Origin of the sequence: Synechococcus sp. MU1651, assembly GCF_023630635.1 — a bacterium.
Classification (GTDB): domain Bacteria; phylum Cyanobacteriota; class Cyanobacteriia; order PCC-6307; family Cyanobiaceae; genus Parasynechococcus.
In genome coordinates this window covers 109136-125999 of the sequence record NZ_JAKUHJ010000001.1, presented here as the reverse complement: position 1 = coordinate 125999, position 16864 = coordinate 109136, and the positions used below count along the sequence as shown (strand labels likewise).

Here is a 16864-nt window from a genome sequence, read left to right as displayed (position 1 = left end):
TAAGTCGCAGCTTGGTTGAAGGTCAGCCATCGCGGCAGAGGGAGCTGCTCGGAAACGCAGATCACACCGCTCGCATCATTCGATTTCATGAGACCTTGACGAGGAAATCATGAAAGAAAAATAATTACCTATTTGCGATATTTAAAGCTTTGAGGTGCAGCAAACAAGCAAGTGCTTAAGTCGTCCCGTTATTTCATGGAGGACAGTATGCACAGTCAGAAGAACTCCCCGGCCTGCTTTTTGCGCTGGTCTGTGAGCAAAGTTGCTGACAGGCTCTATGCGGTTGCGGCAACGGTTGATGGAAAGGAATACGACTTTGTCGGCAATTTTAAAAGCGTTCGAGAAGCCCAACAAGCAGGCCGCCGCTACGCCGAAGACCTGATTCACAACTCGATGGCTGGCGGTCGCTTGTCGCTGAAACAACAGCCTCTAGCCGCCTGATCAGCTTCATCGGCTCATGACTTAAACACATGCAGGGTTCCCCTGGAGAGTGCGCCTCCAGGGGTTTTTCAGCCTGAATCCATGGAACACTTGGGCACCGCTTGAGATCCAATGGCCAGCTTCGACAATTCCACACCGTTCATGTTGTTGGCGCGCATCCACGTCAAACCTGGTTGTGTTGACCAGTACCTGGAACTGGCTCGCGTCACCGACAAAGCCGTTCAGGCATCTGAGCCAGGCATGATTCACCACACCTTTGATCAAGACCCGGACGATCCCCAAGCATTTGTGTGGTCGGAGGTCTACGCCAACGACGAGGCATTCAGCGCCCATGTCTCCAATCCTCCCGTTCAGGAGTATCTGCAGAAGCATGCGGAGCTTGGCGATGGCTTCAGCGTTGAGGTGTACGGAACGGTGGGCGATGACTGCCGACAGCTGATGGAGTCGTTTGGACTTCCACTCAAGATCTTTGAAACCAAGCTTGGATACAGCAGGGTCTGAACAAGCTGGAGGAAAGAATCCCTCGAGTTTTTGCAGTCATGCCTATGGATTGCTCTTTAGTTCATCCTTGAGCTTGTCAAGACGGGTTTTGAGTTGCCTGGCGCGACGGGTTATGGGTTTCTCTTCATGGCCCTTCAGCGCTGATTTGATCACTGCAATCTCCTTCTCAAGCTTCCGTCTCCTCGTGAAGGAAAGCGCTTCCTGAGCAAGACCGATCAGAAAATCGCCTCGCGGGGCATAACAAGGAGCATCTTCAGCTGACTCGTTGTGTGCGGGTGCATCCTCAGGATCAATCATGATCCAGGGATTTCTCGGCAACATCGGCCGCCACGAGAAACACATAGGAGAGAGCATTCATATGACTAGCCAGATCTTTAATCGATTCAACGATCTCCTTTCGCGACAAACCACTCTCCCGCTGAAGTCGAATGATCTCGTGCGTCAGTCGGGTCACATGGTCGCGACCATAGTTGTAAGCAGTACCAAAACAATCCTCACTCTCCTCATCAGTCCTGCAAGCTGAGGCAAAGTCTGAGGCAATTTTCTGAGAAAAATCTTCAACCTGACGGCAGGGCATCGCTTTCTGGGTTTGCCGGAATGTATGCGAGAAAAGAATGAAGACCCAATAACTTTTTGAGCCAATGCGTTGAACTTCGAATCCTTGCTTATCAAGCAACAAAAAAACTTCATGTTTTTTCTTGGAGAAACAAAAAATTGTTCAACATCTTTCCCCAAGGCCTCGATCGATGCATCGACCCATGCAAAGGTTCCCTGCCTTGGTTGGACCGTGGTCGCAAGCCAAGGCCACCAGAAGCTTCTCTCAAGCCTCGTTTCGACTGAGACAAGCTTCTTTTCCTCGAGGACAACAACAACTCATTCATCCATAGACCGTCGGACTCGCGAGCGTCGTTTGGGCCTGACCAGCGTCCTGCTCGATATAGCTCACCGTTCAAGCTGCGAATTCGCCATCGTGCTGCCGGGGCGACGCCTCGGCAGCAGATGCTTTACAGAGCTGTCTTCTGTTTGCCTTCGCCCCACTCACTTGCCCCGTTACCGCGCCACCCACGAACCACCAGAACAGCCCGGCGGAGAAGGCTGGCTGGTGAGCGCCGAGCAGCAGAAGGTGGCGCAGTTCAAGCCAGATGCATCCACCGTTGATGCCCAGTGGGTGGCGGTGCGCACCTACAACTGGATCCCGCCTAATCCGCCGGTGCCTCAGACCCGGCGACGGATGCTGCGGCACAACGCGATCGAAGCCTGGAACACGATGCTCAAAACGGGCTGGCGACGCTGTCCACCACCGGTGCGCTGATGGCAAAAAAGACCGATCCCTTCCGGGACCGGCATGACGCGATCAGAAAAACACTTGGCTTGGTCTTAGCCCTTTCCATTGGACTCCACGGTGATGGGCTTGGGTGTACGAGTGGAACCATGGGCGCCATGACGCCTTGACGAAAGGGCGATCAGGCGTAGAGAAAGAAGCGTCAATCACATTCCATCCATCTCTGTCTCTGCGTCGAGCTCGAGGCCGACATCATCGATACAGGCTTGTTTGTCCACTTGGCACAACAGCTGCATCAGGTTCTTTCGATCAAGAGCTGACAACTCACCGTTGATTTCCCACTTCAGGCAGGTTCTGCGCTGGCAGCTGCCGGTATGACCCTTAAGAACCTCAAACATGACAGCCTCCTTTGGGCTGATGATTTGATCCTTACGACGGATTGATAGAGCTATTCCAGAGCAGCAATACCTAACTTTTCTTGGCACTCGCCAGAGCCCTCCTGCCTTGAGCTGATGAATCTCGGTGACGAGTGCTGGACCCCTGCGGCCTCTCTCGCCAACGTTGTTGAAGTTGCAATCAACCGATGACCAACGGATCCGGCACCTGGGCCAACAATCAGCCCCCAGCAGCAGCCGAAAAACTCTGGAGAGGCCTGGCTCTGGTGGGAGCTATCCACATCGGAGGAATGCTGATCAACGTCATCTTCCAGATGCTGGGCAACAACAGCCTGGATGGAATTCCCGCCAAATTCCTCGGCCTCTGAGCCCATCAGCCACAACAAAACGGTTATGAGCCCCTGCAGCAGGCAGGGGTTTTTTATTGGATATCTGGGGCGCGCCAAGCGACTCAGAGCCAGTGCAATCAAAGCGAGACCCAGTCATCTCGGGCTGAGCACAATTACCCATTGTTAAGGGAGATTGCGCAGCATTAAGTTCTCCTCGCATGCACGAGTCGTTCCCGAGGAGTGGGCTCTTTGGGAACTTTTTCTCGATAGCGTTTCCCTAGGACAGTGATGTATCCCGTAGGTGGGCCTGCGGATACATCTCTTCCTGAACAAGGACGCAGCGGCCTCAAGACTTCCGTCAACAGAATTCTCGCCGTGCTCCCCCAGCTCAAAGCGTTGCTGCTGGCGCTGAGCCTTTGGAGCAGCCTCCCCGCAGCGGCAGCCCCGATCAGTCGCGACGATCCGGAATCAAGCGACACCAGCAGCAGAGGCATCTCCACCGCCCGCGGATCCGCCGTGGTGGTCACCGCCAATCCCCTCGCCAGCACGGCAGCGCTGGCTGCGCTGAAGAATGGCGGCAGCGCCATCGATGCTCTGGTGACAGCCCAGGCGGTGCTGGCGGTGGTGGAACCGCAGAGCTCCGGCCTGGCGGGTGGTGGTTTTCTGCTCCACTGGGAGGCCAAGCAACGCCAGCTTGAAGTGCTGGATGGCCGTGAAGTGGCACCCGAACGCAGCCGCCCCGGCGATCTGCTTGATGCCGCGGGGGATCCCCTCCCCTGGCGACAGGCCACCAGCCAAGCCAACGCCATCGGTATTCCCGGCACCGTGGCTCTGCTCTGGGAGGCCCATCAAAACCACGGCCAGCTGCCCTGGGCACAAATCCTGCAACCGGCGATCCGCCTCGCCAGCGCTGGCTTTCTGCCGAGCCCGCGGCTGTTGCGCTCCATTCGCCTGGCCCAGCGTTTCGGCGTGGCCCACAGCCCTGCATTTCAAGCGCTTTACCTGCCCGGCGGCCATGCGCCAGCAGCAGATCAACCCTTCCGCAACCCTTCCATCGCACGCACCCTGAGGCTGCTGGCCAGGGAAGGGGGCCAAGCCTTTTATCAAGGGCCTCTGGCGCAGCAGATCCTGGATGGGGTCAACGCCCTGCAGGCCAGCGAGCCGAATTTCCGCGGCTGGAGCTCCGCTGATCTGAGCAGCTATGCCGTGGTCCGGCGCACCCCCCTCTGCAGCCAACAGCTGCAGCATCGGATCTGCACGGTGCCGGCTCCCAGCAGCGGTGGTTTGGCGCTGCTGCAAACCCTGGCCCTGCTGAAGCAGACCACCAACCTGGCCAGCTCCAGTGCAGGTGAGCCGCAGATGTGGCGTCAGCTGGCCCGCGCTCAGGCTTGGGCCGATGCCGACAGGCTCTACTGGGTGCACGACCCCATCGATGGAGCAGTGCCCAGCTCAGCCCTGCTGGATCCGGCCTACATCGCCAGCCGAGCCAGAGCCATGCAGGGCACCAACGGCTCAAGGCCAACGCCAGGGCTACCCCCAGGCATCGATCGTTATCCCTACGGCAGGCCAGATCAGGGCATCGAGCAAGGCACCAGCCAGATCACCATCGTGGATGCCAGCGGCAACATTGCCTCCTACACCTCTTCGGTGGAGACGATTTTCGGGAGTCGGCACCTTGTGGGAGGCATGGTGATGAACAATCAGCTCACCGATTTCGCCTTCAAGCCCAGCCTTGGCGGCAAACCGGTCGCCAACCGCCGGCTGCCCGGACGGCGGCCGATGTCATCAATGGCGCCGACGCTGGTGTTCCGCAACGGTGAGCCGGTGCTGGCCCTTGGCAGCCCCGGCGGCCGCAGCATTCCCCATCTGCTCAGCCGGGTGCTGCTGGCGGCCTTGGTCTGGAACGAACCACCGGCGCGGGCGGCGGGCCTTCCCCATCTTTCGCGCCGGGGCACAACGCTGGTGCTGGAAAGCGATCCGCCGCTGCCTTGGCCGTTTCCGCTGCAGCAGCTCAAAAGCAAAGCAAACTCCCGGCGTCAGAGCATCGGCAGTGGCACCGCTCTGATCCAAAAAATCGGTGCTGGCTGGCAGGGGGCCGCTGATCCGCGCCGCGAAGGAACGGCCCTGGCCCTGCCCTGATCCAGCCAACAAGCGATCAACCCTTGGAGCGCAGGTGCGTGAAGCTGGGCACACCATTGCCCCAGGCACGGGTGATGGCCAGGATCAACGCCCCGATCAGGGCCAGGTTCATCGCAAAGCCGCTGTCAACCGGGAAGGTGTGGAAGATCAGTGTGGTGGGCACCAGGAACAGCAGCAGCAGTGAGGCCCCCAGCACCGTGTTGCTGCCGAACACCAGCAGGATCGATCCGGCGATCAGCACCACAATTGCCGCCACCAACAACACAGAAGCCATGGGTTCGGGGATGCCCTTGGAGGCGATGAAGCCTGCGGTTTCAGCGAAGTTGGTGAACTTGGCCGGCAGGGCATTCACGAACACGGCCGCCATCAGCACCCGGCCGAGAAAATCGAACAGCTTCGAAGCAGTCATGGGGATCAATAGCCCGCAGGGGCAAAGAAGTCGTGATCAGCACACTAGAGAGCAACTGTTCACTGGGAACAGACGTGAAAAACCCCCGAGGAGTGAGCCTCAGGGGTTGTTGCCCTCATGAACCTTCGTCCGCCATCACCATCGCGGGAAACCTGAACAGTGGGGAGAGGAGAACCGCCTAAAACGGTTCGGATCACCCATGCGCCGATGGATGCAAACAACGAATTGTCCCCAGATGGGGGATAGATCAACGCGTTCAGAAGCAGTAAGACAGTTCCACTCGAGGCAAAGCCATGAAGCTCGACCTTGCTCAAGCACAACCCATGGGAAGCCTCATTGTTGAGGGGACTCACCGCCCATTCCATGCCCTTGCCTGCGCCCTGCGGCCAGCAACTGTGCGCATCGGACGGAAGGTCACAGAGCGATGACAACTGCACCACAACGCTTTGTCGTTCGATACAAGAAGAACGACGGCAGCCAACACACGCTCCAACTCCACGCGGCCAATCGCCAAGAAGCGCGCATCGTCGCCATGGAAACCGATGCCTACGTGCGTCGATACCCAACCAGTGTTGATTCGATTCTTCAGGCGGCCTGACGCCGCCTGAGCACTGATCGAACACTCAGGTTGCAGATCCCTCGCCTGACTGTCGATGCTGGAGATCAAACCGTTCACGCCAGCCGATCTCGACGTCATCACCGAGATGGCCCGTGAACAGGATTTCGCTCCAGGAGTGGGCGACATCGAGATCTACGCCAACACCGACCGTCAGGGGATCTGGTTGGCCTGGCAAGACGACGTGCCAGTGGGCTGCATCGCCGCCGTCACCTACAGCTCCAGCTACGCCTTCATCGGCCTGTTTGTGGTGAAGCCAGAGCATCGGGGTCAGGGAATTGGCCGTCGCCTCTGGCAACACGCCTTGAAAAACCTCAGCAGCGTGGAGTGCATCGGCCTGGAGGCGGCAGTCCAGATGGTGGGCTTCTACGAGAAAGCCGGATTTCAAAAGGACTGCGTCACCACACGCCGGCAGATGCTCTGCCGCAGCGATCAATCACAACACCCGAACACCACCCTGCTCCAGCGCAGCGACATCTCCGTTGTGCCACTGCGTGAGATCTCTCTCGAGGCGATTCAGCGCTACGACGAACGCCACGAAATCAGTCCACGGCCCCATTTCCTTGAACTGTGGTTACGCCACAGGGCAGGAGACGTGTTTGTGGCAAGAGATTCCCAGGGGACATGCCACGGCTACGTGCGCATTCGGCCTTGCTTACTCCCCATCGGTGAAGGTTGGCGGGTGGGGCCCTGGCTGGCAGAAGATCCCGTCATGGCATCACTGTTGCTGAACAACGCCATCGATCGCCACAAGGGAATCGTTCTGATCGACACCCCAGGGCATAACCCGACTGCCAAAACGATCACAACGGCGAAGGGCTTCAAACCCATGGGCTCGACCGTGCGCATGTACAAGGGCCCAATGCCGGAGGGCCACGACCGCAACGTTTATGGCCTGGCCTGCCTCGAACTCGGTTGAATCTGCGGGTCAAGCAGCCACTCTCTGAATTCCTGGGTCAACGCATAGCTGTCTTCATAGCGTTGTTCTTGATCAAGGGCTGCAATCCTCTGCATAACCTCGCTCACAACTTGAGCCCTGATGGCATCAGCTTCGATTGACATCATTCCTCCTTAGGTATCAGTTACTGAAGAAAACTCGGCCTGAATCATCAACATCAACCGCTCAGGAGATTTGTATTGCCTTGGCAAGGAGCGATGCAACAGACGCAAACGATCCCAGCAAAGTGTTCGCTCAAGTTCAGCGCTTGTTTTTCCCTGCTTGATCAACATCTTCAAAGCCTTGCAGTACAGCGGATATTTGGCCTCGAGCTCTCCGATGCTGAGGTTGGATGTGCTCATGGAACCTTCACGCTGCCAGGCAGAACTGTGCAATGAATGAGGCCGTGTTATCGCCTCCCAAATGGGGACAATCGTTCTGTCCCCGGATGGGGGTAGCTCAATAATCCAGCCAGCGCGTTAGATGGATTGGATCGCAATGTTGAGCGTGGAATCAATCGAAACCCACATCGCCAAAGACCGTGAGGAACTGGCCAAGGCTCAGGCCAGCGGGGATAAGGCCAAGGCGCGTCACTACGCCACCGAGCTGGAGGGACTCGAGACCTACCAAAGCCACCATCCCGGAGAGCACAAGGACCCCACCTCCCTCGAAGTGCATTGCGAGCTGAATCCCGACGCTCCGGAATGCCGCGTCTATGACGACTGACGACGGACGCAACCAGATGGGCAGGTTGGCCCGCAAGGATGGATCAAAGATGCAGGCAAGCGCATGGATCTGACCCCGTACCTGCAGAGCGAACCCAAATCTGCAGACGAAGAGCCCCTGCTTTCCGTTGCCATCAACGGAAGCATTGCCTTGGCAATGAAGGGACGATTTTTCCTACGCTGCTTCTGCGAAAGTTTTAGCGAAAGATCTCGAATCGGCTGTGCTGTTACAGATGAAGAGTCCTGCCTGAGTTATCTCAAAAAGGATTCCTTTGAGCTACTTCTCTGCACGGATCTACTTGAAAAAGGCAATGGCTTTGAGTTGGCGCGCAAAGCCCAAGAGCTTCAATCCGGCCTGAAGGTCGTTGTGCTGGCGTTAAGCGATGCCATTCCGGTGGAATACGACAACGCATCCTGGCTGGAAGCCGTGGTTGCCGAAGCCGACATCATCGAAGACCGCAAACCTCTTGAAGCAGCTGTGCTGGCGGTGATGGGACATCACTCCTATCGCAGCCCATCACTGCGCTCCAACGAACTTCCCTATCTCAGCTGCCCGCGACTGACACCTCGCGAATACGAAGTTCTCGACCGCCTCGCCCGCGGAATGTCCGACAGAGAAATCGCCGAGGATCTCATCGTCACCGAAGAGACCGCACGCACTTACACCAAGCGGCTGCTGCGAACCCTCGAAGTGAACAATCGGGTGCAGGCCGTCCTCAAAGGAATGCGCTGCGGCATGGTTCAGATCTGAGGAAACGATTCACCCCAGATGGGGGTAGAAATCCAGACGCTGCCAAGGCGTCAATGAATAGCGATAAGTGATATCTCGAAGAGATGGCTGCAATCACCTTCACCAATGAACCTTCCCTGGCCGAACTGCGGGAAACGGAATCGGTATACACCCGCGCCATGAAATACCTGGTGGCGGATGGCGTGAAGGAAGAAGAAGCCAGCAAGAGCGTCTGCTGGCGACGCCTGAACCGACTGCATCAGGCCCTTCCAAACCGTTACGGCAATCCGCGCGCACTCTTCCTTTCACTTCAGGCGCACCAGCGAAGCCAGAAGGCGGCCTAGTGGTCTTGGCAATAAATCAGACCATGGACAGTGAATATCAGCCGATTAGTCGGGTGGAACGGTTGAAGGCAGCTCACCCCTGGCTGCTCGAGGCCCAGGCCTGGAAACTGCTCAGCATCAAATACGTGCTGATGGGCCCAGACCTCGCCATCCACAATCCCGATCACCTCGAACTGATCATGCAGGAGTGGACCGATCATCTTGTGCAGATGGATGACGCCGCACTGCGGCAAATGTGTGCCTGGATCGATCGAAGCTGACTGGAGGGTGAGTGGGGCAAGCCCTGACTCTCACGAAAGCAGCACGCGATAAGCATCACTCCACCAGGAATTCGCTGCGCAAGGCCCGCGCATCCTGAATCCGCTGCCCCACCGCGAGCTGGCGAAGGCGGGTGTTCAGCCAGGCGCGCAGTCGGGTGGACGACACCGACTTGTTCAGCAGACCGTCCGAAGGCTCAGGCGTGCCGAAGGGAATCGTCATCAGCCACACGCGGTGGTTCAGACTAATCAGATCGCAGCCACGCCAGCCCCACTTTCAGCCGATCCTGCCCTGAAAGGCAATGCGTGTTCGTGCTGATTGCCAGGGCCTGGCCCAGCCCCAAGACTGTGTGCATCGAGATCGGAGGCGTCCATGCGAGACGACGGTCCAACCGAGCAGACGTCAGAAGCAAGCTGACTTTCAGGCCCCTGCTCCAACAGTTTTCACACCTCTTGTTGGGTGCGCCCTTCGACAGGCCTTGTGCGAAAGGCCAGGCCGATCGGCACTCCATCTGCACCGTGCCAGGTGCCCTAAGGAGCTCCCATCACCCGACCCCTTGGAACATGGCCCCAGGCGCTATAAGCCAGACGCTTCGACCTTCCTTCAGCCCCATCTGATGGATTGCGTCATGCACAAACGAGCGAGTTAGGCCGCCTGTTCACCGGAATGGGACGGCCACACCAACCCTGAACACCATCGTTCAGACACAGACCCCCGCCCCCTCCGTCACAGGGACCGGGGGTCTGCTGCTGATTCAGGCCTTGCGCTTTTGATCGGCCTGCCGCAGTTGCTCCCGCAGAATGATCGGATCATCACAGTGGGATCTGCGGTAAAGCGCTTTGATCTTGCGTGACTCCTCATCGAGCAACTCCAGCTCAACCGCGTCTGCCATTCCAACGGTGAAATCTTCGATCTGGCGGTCTTCAAACTGATTCTCCAGAGCCATCAACTCCTTCAACGAATCACTCATATACAGACAACTCGACGCCATCAATTTGAGGTTTTCCCGGATCTTGATGTCGGCCTGCTCCCGCACATCCCGCGCCTTTTCCAGCGTGGCAATTAGATCACCACTGGCCCCCTCTTCAATCGTTGCCGCAGACACCATTGAGGTTATTGCACAACCGAGCACCAGCACCAGCAACAACGCCAGAACGGATTGCAGAACCTTCATCGGACCCCCAGAAGACAGGTCACGTTAAGGGGAGTCATCAGACACCGTCCCCTCAGATGAGGGAGACATTGCTTTGAATCACCACCCCACAACCCCTCGAGTAAGTGATGTGTGGCCCACAGGCTTTGCCGATGCTGATGAAACACGAGGCGAGGAGCACCGAAAACCATGACCAACACAACCGCGAAAGCTCAATTGCTCGATCTGCTGATCGAACCGCTGAAGGGATGCAAAGGGCTTTATGCCCACCGGCAGAACCTGATGCAACGGGTGATGCGCATGCCCGATCTGGAAGTGCGCGATCACCTCAATCGGCTCAGGGCCAGCCATTTTCCAGGCACCTGAGGCCTCCAGGCCACGGGAGCGCAATTCTTAAGGAATGCTGAGAGACGCAAAGAAGGCCAAACCTGTATCGGTTGTCGCAGCCCGGTCCAACCGCGAATCCGTAGGACGGCTGCAGTGTCAAACGTGATCCCATGGCCGAGACCCTGCGTCTGCCCTACTCCGTTCAAGGCAATGGAACCGTGGAATCGATCGGCAACCACCTGTATCGGGTCTGCGGACCAGCCGGATGCACCGTTGTGATGGGGCTCAGCAACGCCCTTTATCTGAGTCGCAACGTGCCAGAGGTGGAACACAACCACCACTCACATCGATGACAAAAAAATCGCCCCAGCCATGGAGCGATTCATCAAGCCGGAGCAATCCCCATCACCCGGCTCATAGCACCAGATCTTGATGCGTTGGCTCGATAATACTCATCCAGCCCCAGATCTAGGGGGAGCACGATTACTTATGCAGAGCTCCTTGATCACACATCAACGCTGCATGTGGTGGCCATCGGGGTTATGTTGAAAGACCCCATCACCCGGCCCGCCTCTTCGGCGGGCTTTTTTGTGGCAACACCCCAGATGTAGCGCCAGGTGCATCACTTTGCGTAGGGGGAACAAAAAAGGGAGGGTTCCCTAGTCCCTCCCCTGTTCGACGCAGTTTCCCCCTGTTCTGAGCTGGGGGTTACCTGTTCATTCTGTATCCCAAGGAACCAAACAGCATCGGTGATTGCACCTAGCGAAAGGTCGCATCAGCGATCAAGCAGACCAGCATCGATCTTGGCGTCGGGATTGAGCTTGATCAGCATCCAAAGCAACATGGCCGAGCAATCGCGATCACTCACGCCGTAGTCATATTTCCAGTCAGCCACCATCCCCTTGAGCTCATGCTGAGCCTGGGTGATGAACTCATCGTTCCATTCCTGTACCAATCGATTCAGTCCTCTTCCAGATCCTCTTCCCTGACGTAAAAAGGTTCATCAGAGCCGGGCTGATCGTTCTCCAGCACGAGCACCTTGAGCGAATCATCGCTCTCAAACACAAAGAGACCATCCTCATCGGGATGCACCCCCTTCATTTCAGGATGCTGGTTGACGAGGCGCTTGAGGCGGCGCTGCTCCTTCCAGAACTTTGCTCCCTTTTCAACCAGATAAACCGTCAGAGCCAAGTTCACCAGCACGAGGGCGAGGAACTCCAAGGCCTGCATAGATCAAAACCGGGTTCCGATGACCCTAGCGAGAGACGCAAGGAGCGCCATAGCAAGCGATACCAAGCGACCAAAGGCACAGGAAGAACGGGACAGGACAGCGACGGCGGCTCATAATGAGAATGATTCTCGGATGTCGAGGAGGTTGCGATGGGCCAGGTGTGCCTGATTTCAGGCCCTCCGGGGTGCGGGAAAACAACCTGGGCGCTCCAAAGGCTTCAGCAGCATCAAGGCCCCTGCGCCTACCTGCGGCTGGAGGGAGAAAAGGCAGCGGGGCTTGAACAGGGGGATAACAGCGGAATCGACCTGACCTGGCTCAAGGACCAGGTGCCCAGGCTTGAGGAACTGGCAATAGCCAACGCAACGGATCTGAAGCAGGACAACGATGGGCTGACCCTGATCGAAGTTCAGCAGTTCCATCCCCCCAGCCAGGAGGGAATTGAAGGGCTCGGAGACGACGTTCGCTCCAAGCTGGAGGCCTTGCAGCTGCACCCCGACCAACTCCTGCACTTCGGGCGAGACCCTGAATTGCCTGCAAAGGACACCCTGGAGTTCAGCAAGCTCGAGGCCTGGCACACCTCTCTTTCGGGTTGTGTTTGGGATCCCAACAGCCTGAGCAGCTTTTGGTTTGAACTCGTGAACGGTGCTTACGGCGATGTGTACCGCGCCAAAGGCCTGATGAATCTTCCTGACGGGCGGGCATTTTTCTGCAATTGGATGGTGAGCCAGGAGTCATCCCAGTTCCTTCCCCTGGACGCCACGGCACCGCCACAGGGTCGCCCCAGTCGAACCTCAGAGCTCGTTGTTCAGGGCAAGGCACTCAACCCTGAAGGCATTCAAGCCACCATCAGCGACTGCTTGCTCACGGATGACGTGCTCGCCATGCAGCAACAACAGCTCCAGCAACAGCAACCCACCTCTCAAGGCTGATTGACATGAACCACGCCGTCATCTCCTGTTTGCACGCCAACCTTGCCGCCGTGGAGGCGGTGCTCGACGACATCGACTCCCAGGGCATCCAAACCATCACCTGCCTTGGCGACCTTGTGGGCTACGGACCCCAGCCCAATGAGGTGGTGGAACTGGTGCGTCAGCGCGAGATTCCCACCTGCCAGGGCTGCTGGGATGAGGACATAATTGACGGCCTGAATGCCTGTGAATGCAGCTATCCCTCCCAGCTGGCGGAACGACGAGGTCATCGCGCCCATCACTGGACAGCCGATCTGCTGGCGGAGGAGAACAAGGCCTTTCTGGCTGAACTTCCGATGACACTGCGGCGCGACAAGTTGTTGTTTGTGCATGGCAGTCCGAACAGTCAGCACGAATATCTGTTGCCCGACATGAATGCCTTTGCGGCCCTTGAACGGGTGGAAACAGCAGGGGCGGAAACCTTGTTCTGTGGCCACACCCATCAGCCCTATGTGCGCGAACTACGCCAGGGATCCATTCGAGTGAAGGTGCAACAACGCGATCAAGGCGCACCAACAGAGCGGGAGCTGGAACTGCCGATGCGGCGGATCGTTAACGCTGGTTCTGTTGGGGAACCGCGGCATGGCAGCACCAAGGCCACCTATGTGATCCATAACGACAACACCGGGGAGGTGACGATTCGGGAGGTCGACTACGACGTCGCCAAAACCTGTCGAGCGATCGTTGATGCGGGCTTACCGGAGGTGTTTGCCTGGAGGCTCAGCCACGGCTTCGAATATGCCGAGCGGGCTGAAGACGCCAGCCACGTGTGTGAGCGCTGATGGAACGCTGGGCCCTGGTGAGTGGTCTCCAAGGAGACCTGGATCTGTACGAACAGATTCAGAGGGAGTTGAAGCAACAACGGGGTGTTGCCAATCTCTTCGTTCTCGGTGATCTGATCGGATCACAACGCAAGTGCAATGCACTGCTCGATCGTTTGCGGCAGCCGAAGCGCGCTGATCTTCAGCCCGACTGCATCTATGGCTGGTGGGAAGAACAGCTTCTGGCGGAGTGTGGCTACCGCGGCGAACGCAAGGCTGAAGGGCTCAGAGCCGAGCAGGGCGAGGCGGCGGTCGGAGAACTTCTCGCTGCGGTAGACGCCGACCATCTCAACTGGCTGGCATCGCTGCAGTTCGGCTTCATCGAACTCGACTGCGCTCTGATTCATGGCAGCTCCGCTGACGTCGGCGACCGACTGACGGAAGACACTTCAGCCTTGGTACTTCTGGATCGGCTGACGCGGCTGGATGTGAACCGGCTGTTTACGGCGCGCTGTCAGCGTCAGTTCCGACTGGAGCTTTCCGGTGGATCCATCCAATCCCACGTCAAAGACCATGCCGGTGAACAGCAGAGCGAACAGGCTGTGCCCAAACGAAGCGTGATCGGCATTGGCGGAGGGAGGCATTACACCCTCTACGACCCCTCCACAGATCACATCGAATTTCGAATTGCGGGGGAACCTTCCAACGCTTCAGGGCGGGGCTTTGGCTGACTGCCACGTCTCGAGATGTTCTGTCGCAACAACTGCTGAGTGAGTTACTCGCCTGATCACAAGAACATCGTTTCACAACCTTTGATCCCAAAGATCACCTCTGTTTTTCTGACCCAATGACCACTGCACCAGCCAGCACCAACGTTCCCGTCACCATTCTCAGCGGCTTCCTCGGAGCGGGGAAAACGACGCTGCTGAATCACATCCTGAGCAATCAGCAGGGGGTGAAGACCGCGGTGCTGGTGAACGAGTTCGGTGAAATCGGCATCGACAACGATCTGATCGTCACCACCGATGAAGACATGGTGGAGCTGAGCAACGGTTGCATCTGCTGCTCGATCAACGACGAGCTGATGGAGGCGGTGGAACGGGTGATTGAACGGCCCGAGCCACTCGATTACATCGTCGTGGAAACCACCGGTCTGGCCGATCCCCTGCCGGTGGCCATGACCTTCATTGGCAGTGAGCTGCGGGACCAAACCCGCCTGGATTCGATCATTACCTTGATCGATGCAGAAAACTTCGACGACGTCGTCCTGGACACGGAAGTTGGCCGGGCCCAGGTGATTTACGGCGACATCCTGCTGCTGAACAAGTGCGACCTCGTCTCAGAGGAGCGGCTTGAGAGCGTCGAACAGCAACTCAGAGCCGTCAAGAACGATGCGCGGATCCTGCGGTCGGTGAAAGGGGAGGTGCCTCTTGCCCTGTTGCTCAGTGTCGGACTGTTCGAATCCGACAAGGTGAGTTCTCCCGCCGACGACGGTCGCAGCCATGACCACGGACACCATCACCACAGCCATGAGCACGAGCACGACCACAGTCACGACCACAGCCATGGGGACGGTCATGACCAAGGAAACCATCACCACAGCCATGAGCACGGTGACCATCAGGACATCGAGGGATTCACCTCCCTGTCATTCAAGAGTGATGGGCCCTTCGCATTGCGCAAGTTCCAGAACTTCCTCGACAACCAGATGCCCCAGGAGGTGTTTCGTGCCAAGGGAGTCTTGTGGTTCAACGAAAGCGAACGCCGCCATGTGTTCCATCTGGCAGGCAAACGCTTTTCCATCGACGACACCGACTGGACCGGTGAGCGCAAAAATCAATTGGTGCTGATCGGCCGCGACATCGACCACGACAAACTGCGGGAACAACTACAAGCCTGTGTGGCGCACTGAATCAAAGGACACCGCACCCTCGCCGAAACTCGAGTTGTGGTTGTTCCGTCATGACGCTGGTTCTCGTAGGTCGCGTGACAACGGAATCGCCTTTGCACCACACCCAGAGCGGCCATTGTTTTGTTATCAGGTCGAGATAGCGGAGCGCGGCAACCAAAGCTTCCACGTTCTTCTGCTGCATCGCCAGATCAGCAACGTTGCTCAAGGCCAATCGACGCGCAAGGCTGTCCATACGTTGAAACCAATCACAAGCGACACATGGTCGACCACAACCATCAAAAGCTCACAGCTCGCGAGATGGTGCGGGCCCACACCTACCCCGTACTGGCAGCCGTCAGCAGTCTCAGCTTGCTCAGCATCACGGTTCTGCTGATCCCGCAAGCCGTCAAAACCCATCGCTACAACCGCTGCATCGACGTACAGATCGCCATGCGGGTCGGCATCAATCCCAAGGGAGGCACAGCTGCCGGCAAGATGAATTACCTCAAAGCCGTCGAACATTGCGAAGGCTTCTAAACCGATGAGCGCCATCCAACCTTTATTGGCTTTCAGCCTCGGGGTTTTGGCCCTGTTGATGAACACAACGCCAGGAATGGCCCACGGCAAGGGGCTCTATGGCACCGAAGCCGAAGCCCGGCAGCGGGCAGCTGAGATCGGTTGCAACAGCGTTCATGAGAACAACGGACGCTGGATGCCTTGCGCTGATGAACGGGAACTCCACCAAAAGCTGCGCAAGCAATGAAAACCTCCAGAACAAACAGCCGGCAGGCACGGCGCATTCATCGCTGGCTGGTGCCGATCGCCGCAGCACCACTGCTGATCACCGCAGGAACCGGCTCCCTCTACAGCCTGCTGCTGGAGCAGAACATTGATGCCTTCTGGCTGCTCAAGCTGCACACAGGACAGTTCGGCTGGCTCAATCTCCAGCCCGTGTACCCAATCCTGCTGGGAACCCTCACCATTGTTGTGACCGTGTCTGGGCTGACGATGCTGCTCAGGCCAGCCCGCACAAAAGGGAGTTGAGATCAATCAGCGCAAGTGCAGCCGCAGGATCCACTGCCATGGCAAGGCTCGTGGTTGGGATGGCCGATGGCACAGGCCTCTGAACAGAAACTCTGACCATCGCGAACAACAACCTGGGACGCCTGCACCTCACAGGTGCAACGCGAACAGGCACAGGGAGTAGCAGGAGCCATCACAACAAATCAACCAACTGTTGTATAGGCCTAAAAAAGATGACCACAGAAGAAACACACCATTTCCACACACAATTCATGTGGAAAAATTGATAATGATTCTCACATTACTGAGCGATCGACAAGCAAAGAGCCACTTCCAGCAACAACAACAAAAAAGCACAGTCACAAGAAATGCCAACAATCACAGCGCAACAGACCAAATAGCAC

31 protein-coding genes are annotated in these 16864 nt (G+C 57.5%); 20 read left to right on the top strand and 11 right to left on the bottom strand.

Annotation, left to right across the window (positions count from 1 at the left end; translation table 11 throughout):
* Positions 1 to 252: 252 nt before the first annotated feature.
* Both NCN05_RS00740 and NCN05_RS00735 read left to right on the top strand, forming a co-directional pair.
* On the top strand, positions 253 to 441 hold the full coding sequence (locus tag NCN05_RS00740; protein ID WP_250396604.1) for a hypothetical protein: 189 nt from the start codon (positions 253 to 255) through the stop codon (positions 439 to 441).
* A 111-nt stretch (positions 442 to 552) separates the two neighbouring features.
* On the top strand, positions 553 to 942 hold the full coding sequence (locus NCN05_RS00735; protein WP_250396603.1) for a putative quinol monooxygenase: 390 nt from the start codon (positions 553 to 555) through the stop codon (positions 940 to 942).
* 42 nt (positions 943 to 984) lie between these two features.
* Here the strand turns inward: NCN05_RS00735 and NCN05_RS00730 are convergent, their stop codons facing one another.
* Both NCN05_RS00730 and NCN05_RS00725 read right to left on the bottom strand, forming a co-directional pair.
* Positions 985 to 1239, bottom strand: a complete 255-nt coding sequence (locus NCN05_RS00730) for a hypothetical protein (protein ID WP_250396602.1) — start codon at positions 1237 to 1239, stop codon at positions 985 to 987.
* A complete protein-coding gene (locus NCN05_RS00725; protein ID WP_244276017.1) occupies positions 1232 to 1618 on the bottom strand; it encodes a hypothetical protein in 387 nt (128 codons plus the stop codon). Before NCN05_RS00725 ends, NCN05_RS00730 begins: the two co-directional genes overlap by 8 nt.
* 366 nt (positions 1619 to 1984) lie before the next feature.
* On the opposite strand from NCN05_RS00725, the gene NCN05_RS00720 reads away from it, so the two are divergent.
* Positions 1985 to 2254 (top strand): DUF1651 domain-containing protein, encoded by a 270-nt coding sequence (locus NCN05_RS00720; RefSeq protein WP_250396601.1) that lies wholly within the window; start codon positions 1985 to 1987, stop codon positions 2252 to 2254.
* A 176-nt stretch (positions 2255 to 2430) separates the two neighbouring features.
* Here the strand turns inward: NCN05_RS00720 and NCN05_RS00715 are convergent, their stop codons facing one another.
* Complete coding sequence (locus NCN05_RS00715; protein ID WP_250396600.1) at positions 2431 to 2622, bottom strand: DUF8633 family putative protein; 192 nt, start codon at positions 2620 to 2622, stop codon at positions 2431 to 2433.
* 185 nt (positions 2623 to 2807) lie between these two features.
* Between NCN05_RS00715 and NCN05_RS00710 the strand changes: the two genes are divergently transcribed.
* Both NCN05_RS00710 and NCN05_RS00705 read left to right on the top strand, forming a co-directional pair.
* Complete coding sequence (locus tag NCN05_RS00710) at positions 2808 to 2987, top strand: hypothetical protein (protein WP_250396599.1); 180 nt, start codon at positions 2808 to 2810, stop codon at positions 2985 to 2987.
* Between the two features lie 336 nt (positions 2988 to 3323).
* Positions 3324 to 5087 (top strand): gamma-glutamyltransferase family protein, encoded by a 1764-nt coding sequence (locus NCN05_RS00705; RefSeq protein WP_250396598.1) that lies wholly within the window; start codon positions 3324 to 3326, stop codon positions 5085 to 5087.
* Positions 5088 to 5103: 16 nt separating this feature from the next.
* Here the strand turns inward: NCN05_RS00705 and NCN05_RS00700 are convergent, their stop codons facing one another.
* Entirely contained in the window at positions 5104 to 5496 is a 393-nt protein-coding gene (locus NCN05_RS00700; protein WP_250396597.1) for a DoxX family protein, read from the bottom strand.
* Positions 5497 to 5920: 424 nt separating this feature from the next.
* Between NCN05_RS00700 and NCN05_RS00695 the strand changes: the two genes are divergently transcribed.
* Together NCN05_RS00695 and NCN05_RS00690 are read left to right on the top strand one after the other, a co-directional pair.
* On the top strand, positions 5921 to 6094 hold the full coding sequence (locus NCN05_RS00695) for a DUF8647 family protein (RefSeq protein ID WP_006043228.1): 174 nt from the start codon (positions 5921 to 5923) through the stop codon (positions 6092 to 6094).
* A 55-nt stretch (positions 6095 to 6149) separates the two neighbouring features.
* Positions 6150 to 7031 (top strand): GNAT family N-acetyltransferase, encoded by an 882-nt coding sequence (locus NCN05_RS00690; protein WP_250396596.1) that lies wholly within the window; start codon positions 6150 to 6152, stop codon positions 7029 to 7031.
* Here NCN05_RS00690 and NCN05_RS12615 read toward each other — a convergent pair.
* On the bottom strand, positions 7001 to 7126 hold the full coding sequence (locus NCN05_RS12615) for a DUF8673 family protein (RefSeq protein WP_502988794.1): 126 nt from the start codon (positions 7124 to 7126) through the stop codon (positions 7001 to 7003). The two genes, NCN05_RS00690 and NCN05_RS12615, sit on opposite strands and share 31 nt — an antisense overlap.
* Before the next feature lie 57 nt (positions 7127 to 7183).
* Positions 7184 to 7411: a DUF3136 domain-containing protein gene (locus NCN05_RS00685; RefSeq protein WP_250396595.1), complete on the bottom strand. Its 228-nt coding sequence runs from the start codon at positions 7409 to 7411 to the stop codon at positions 7184 to 7186.
* 145 nt (positions 7412 to 7556) lie between these two features.
* On the opposite strand from NCN05_RS00685, the gene NCN05_RS00680 reads away from it, so the two are divergent.
* The 4 genes from NCN05_RS00680 to NCN05_RS00665 all read left to right on the top strand — a co-directional run bounded on the left by NCN05_RS00680 (position 7557) and on the right by NCN05_RS00665 (position 9108).
* Positions 7557 to 7775 (top strand): CP12 domain-containing protein, encoded by a 219-nt coding sequence (locus tag NCN05_RS00680; RefSeq protein ID WP_250396594.1) that lies wholly within the window; start codon positions 7557 to 7559, stop codon positions 7773 to 7775.
* Positions 7776 to 7838: 63 nt separating this feature from the next.
* Positions 7839 to 8525, top strand: coding sequence for a response regulator transcription factor (locus NCN05_RS00675; protein WP_250396593.1), 687 nt, complete (start codon positions 7839 to 7841; stop codon positions 8523 to 8525).
* 83 nt (positions 8526 to 8608) lie between these two features.
* Positions 8609 to 8848 (top strand): DUF3136 domain-containing protein, encoded by a 240-nt coding sequence (locus NCN05_RS00670; RefSeq protein WP_250396592.1) that lies wholly within the window; start codon positions 8609 to 8611, stop codon positions 8846 to 8848.
* Between the two features lie 23 nt (positions 8849 to 8871).
* Positions 8872 to 9108, top strand: coding sequence for a hypothetical protein (locus NCN05_RS00665; RefSeq protein ID WP_250396591.1), 237 nt, complete (start codon positions 8872 to 8874; stop codon positions 9106 to 9108).
* Positions 9109 to 9163: 55 nt separating this feature from the next.
* Here NCN05_RS00665 and NCN05_RS00660 read toward each other — a convergent pair whose 3' ends face one another.
* Complete coding sequence (locus NCN05_RS00660; protein ID WP_011364523.1) at positions 9164 to 9328, bottom strand: hypothetical protein; 165 nt, start codon at positions 9326 to 9328, stop codon at positions 9164 to 9166.
* A 532-nt stretch (positions 9329 to 9860) separates the two neighbouring features.
* On the bottom strand, positions 9861 to 10280 hold the full coding sequence (locus NCN05_RS00655) for a hypothetical protein (RefSeq protein ID WP_250396590.1): 420 nt from the start codon (positions 10278 to 10280) through the stop codon (positions 9861 to 9863).
* Positions 10281 to 10448: 168 nt separating this feature from the next.
* On the opposite strand from NCN05_RS00655, the gene NCN05_RS00650 reads away from it, so the two are divergent.
* Complete coding sequence (locus tag NCN05_RS00650) at positions 10449 to 10625, top strand: hypothetical protein (protein WP_186493368.1); 177 nt, start codon at positions 10449 to 10451, stop codon at positions 10623 to 10625.
* Positions 10626 to 10756: 131 nt separating this feature from the next.
* Positions 10757 to 10939 carry a hypothetical protein gene (locus tag NCN05_RS00645; RefSeq protein ID WP_250396589.1) on the top strand — a complete coding sequence of 61 codons (183 nt, stop codon included), beginning with the start codon at positions 10757 to 10759 and terminating at the stop codon, positions 10937 to 10939.
* Positions 10940 to 11361: 422 nt separating this feature from the next.
* On the opposite strand, the gene NCN05_RS00640 is transcribed toward NCN05_RS00645, so the two are convergent.
* A complete protein-coding gene (locus NCN05_RS00640; protein ID WP_186493370.1) occupies positions 11362 to 11541 on the bottom strand; it encodes a hypothetical protein in 180 nt (59 codons plus the stop codon).
* Between the two features lie 5 nt (positions 11542 to 11546).
* Positions 11547 to 11816, bottom strand: a complete 270-nt coding sequence (locus tag NCN05_RS00635) for a hypothetical protein (RefSeq protein ID WP_250396588.1) — start codon at positions 11814 to 11816, stop codon at positions 11547 to 11549.
* Between the two features lie 150 nt (positions 11817 to 11966).
* Between NCN05_RS00635 and NCN05_RS00630 the strand changes: the two genes are divergently transcribed.
* The 7 genes from NCN05_RS00630 (at position 11967) to NCN05_RS00600 (ending at position 16481) form a co-directional block, all read left to right on the top strand.
* Positions 11967 to 12746: a GTP-binding protein gene (locus tag NCN05_RS00630; protein ID WP_250396587.1), complete on the top strand. Its 780-nt coding sequence runs from the start codon at positions 11967 to 11969 to the stop codon at positions 12744 to 12746.
* A 5-nt stretch (positions 12747 to 12751) separates the two neighbouring features.
* Positions 12752 to 13567 (top strand): metallophosphoesterase family protein, encoded by an 816-nt coding sequence (locus NCN05_RS00625; RefSeq protein ID WP_250396586.1) that lies wholly within the window; start codon positions 12752 to 12754, stop codon positions 13565 to 13567.
* Positions 13567 to 14277 carry a phosphoesterase gene (locus NCN05_RS00620; RefSeq protein ID WP_250396585.1) on the top strand — a complete coding sequence of 237 codons (711 nt, stop codon included), beginning with the start codon at positions 13567 to 13569 and terminating at the stop codon, positions 14275 to 14277. The genes NCN05_RS00625 and NCN05_RS00620 overlap by 1 nt, the downstream gene beginning before the upstream one ends.
* Before the next feature lie 116 nt (positions 14278 to 14393).
* On the top strand, positions 14394 to 15458 hold the full coding sequence (locus NCN05_RS00615) for a CobW family GTP-binding protein (protein ID WP_250396584.1): 1065 nt from the start codon (positions 14394 to 14396) through the stop codon (positions 15456 to 15458).
* A gap of 258 nt (positions 15459 to 15716) precedes the next feature.
* A complete protein-coding gene (locus NCN05_RS00610) occupies positions 15717 to 15974 on the top strand; it encodes a hypothetical protein (protein WP_250396583.1) in 258 nt (85 codons plus the stop codon).
* Positions 15975 to 16032: 58 nt separating this feature from the next.
* Positions 16033 to 16200, top strand: a complete 168-nt coding sequence (locus NCN05_RS00605; RefSeq protein ID WP_350223274.1) for a DUF3721 domain-containing protein — start codon at positions 16033 to 16035, stop codon at positions 16198 to 16200.
* Positions 16197 to 16481: a hypothetical protein gene (locus NCN05_RS00600; protein WP_250396581.1), complete on the top strand. Its 285-nt coding sequence runs from the start codon at positions 16197 to 16199 to the stop codon at positions 16479 to 16481. The genes NCN05_RS00605 and NCN05_RS00600 overlap by 4 nt, the downstream gene beginning before the upstream one ends.
* Positions 16482 to 16483: 2 nt before the next feature.
* Here the strand turns inward: NCN05_RS00600 and NCN05_RS00595 are convergent, their stop codons facing one another.
* Entirely contained in the window at positions 16484 to 16654 is a 171-nt protein-coding gene (locus tag NCN05_RS00595; RefSeq protein WP_250396580.1) for a metallothionein, read from the bottom strand.
* Positions 16655 to 16864 lie beyond the last annotated feature (210 nt).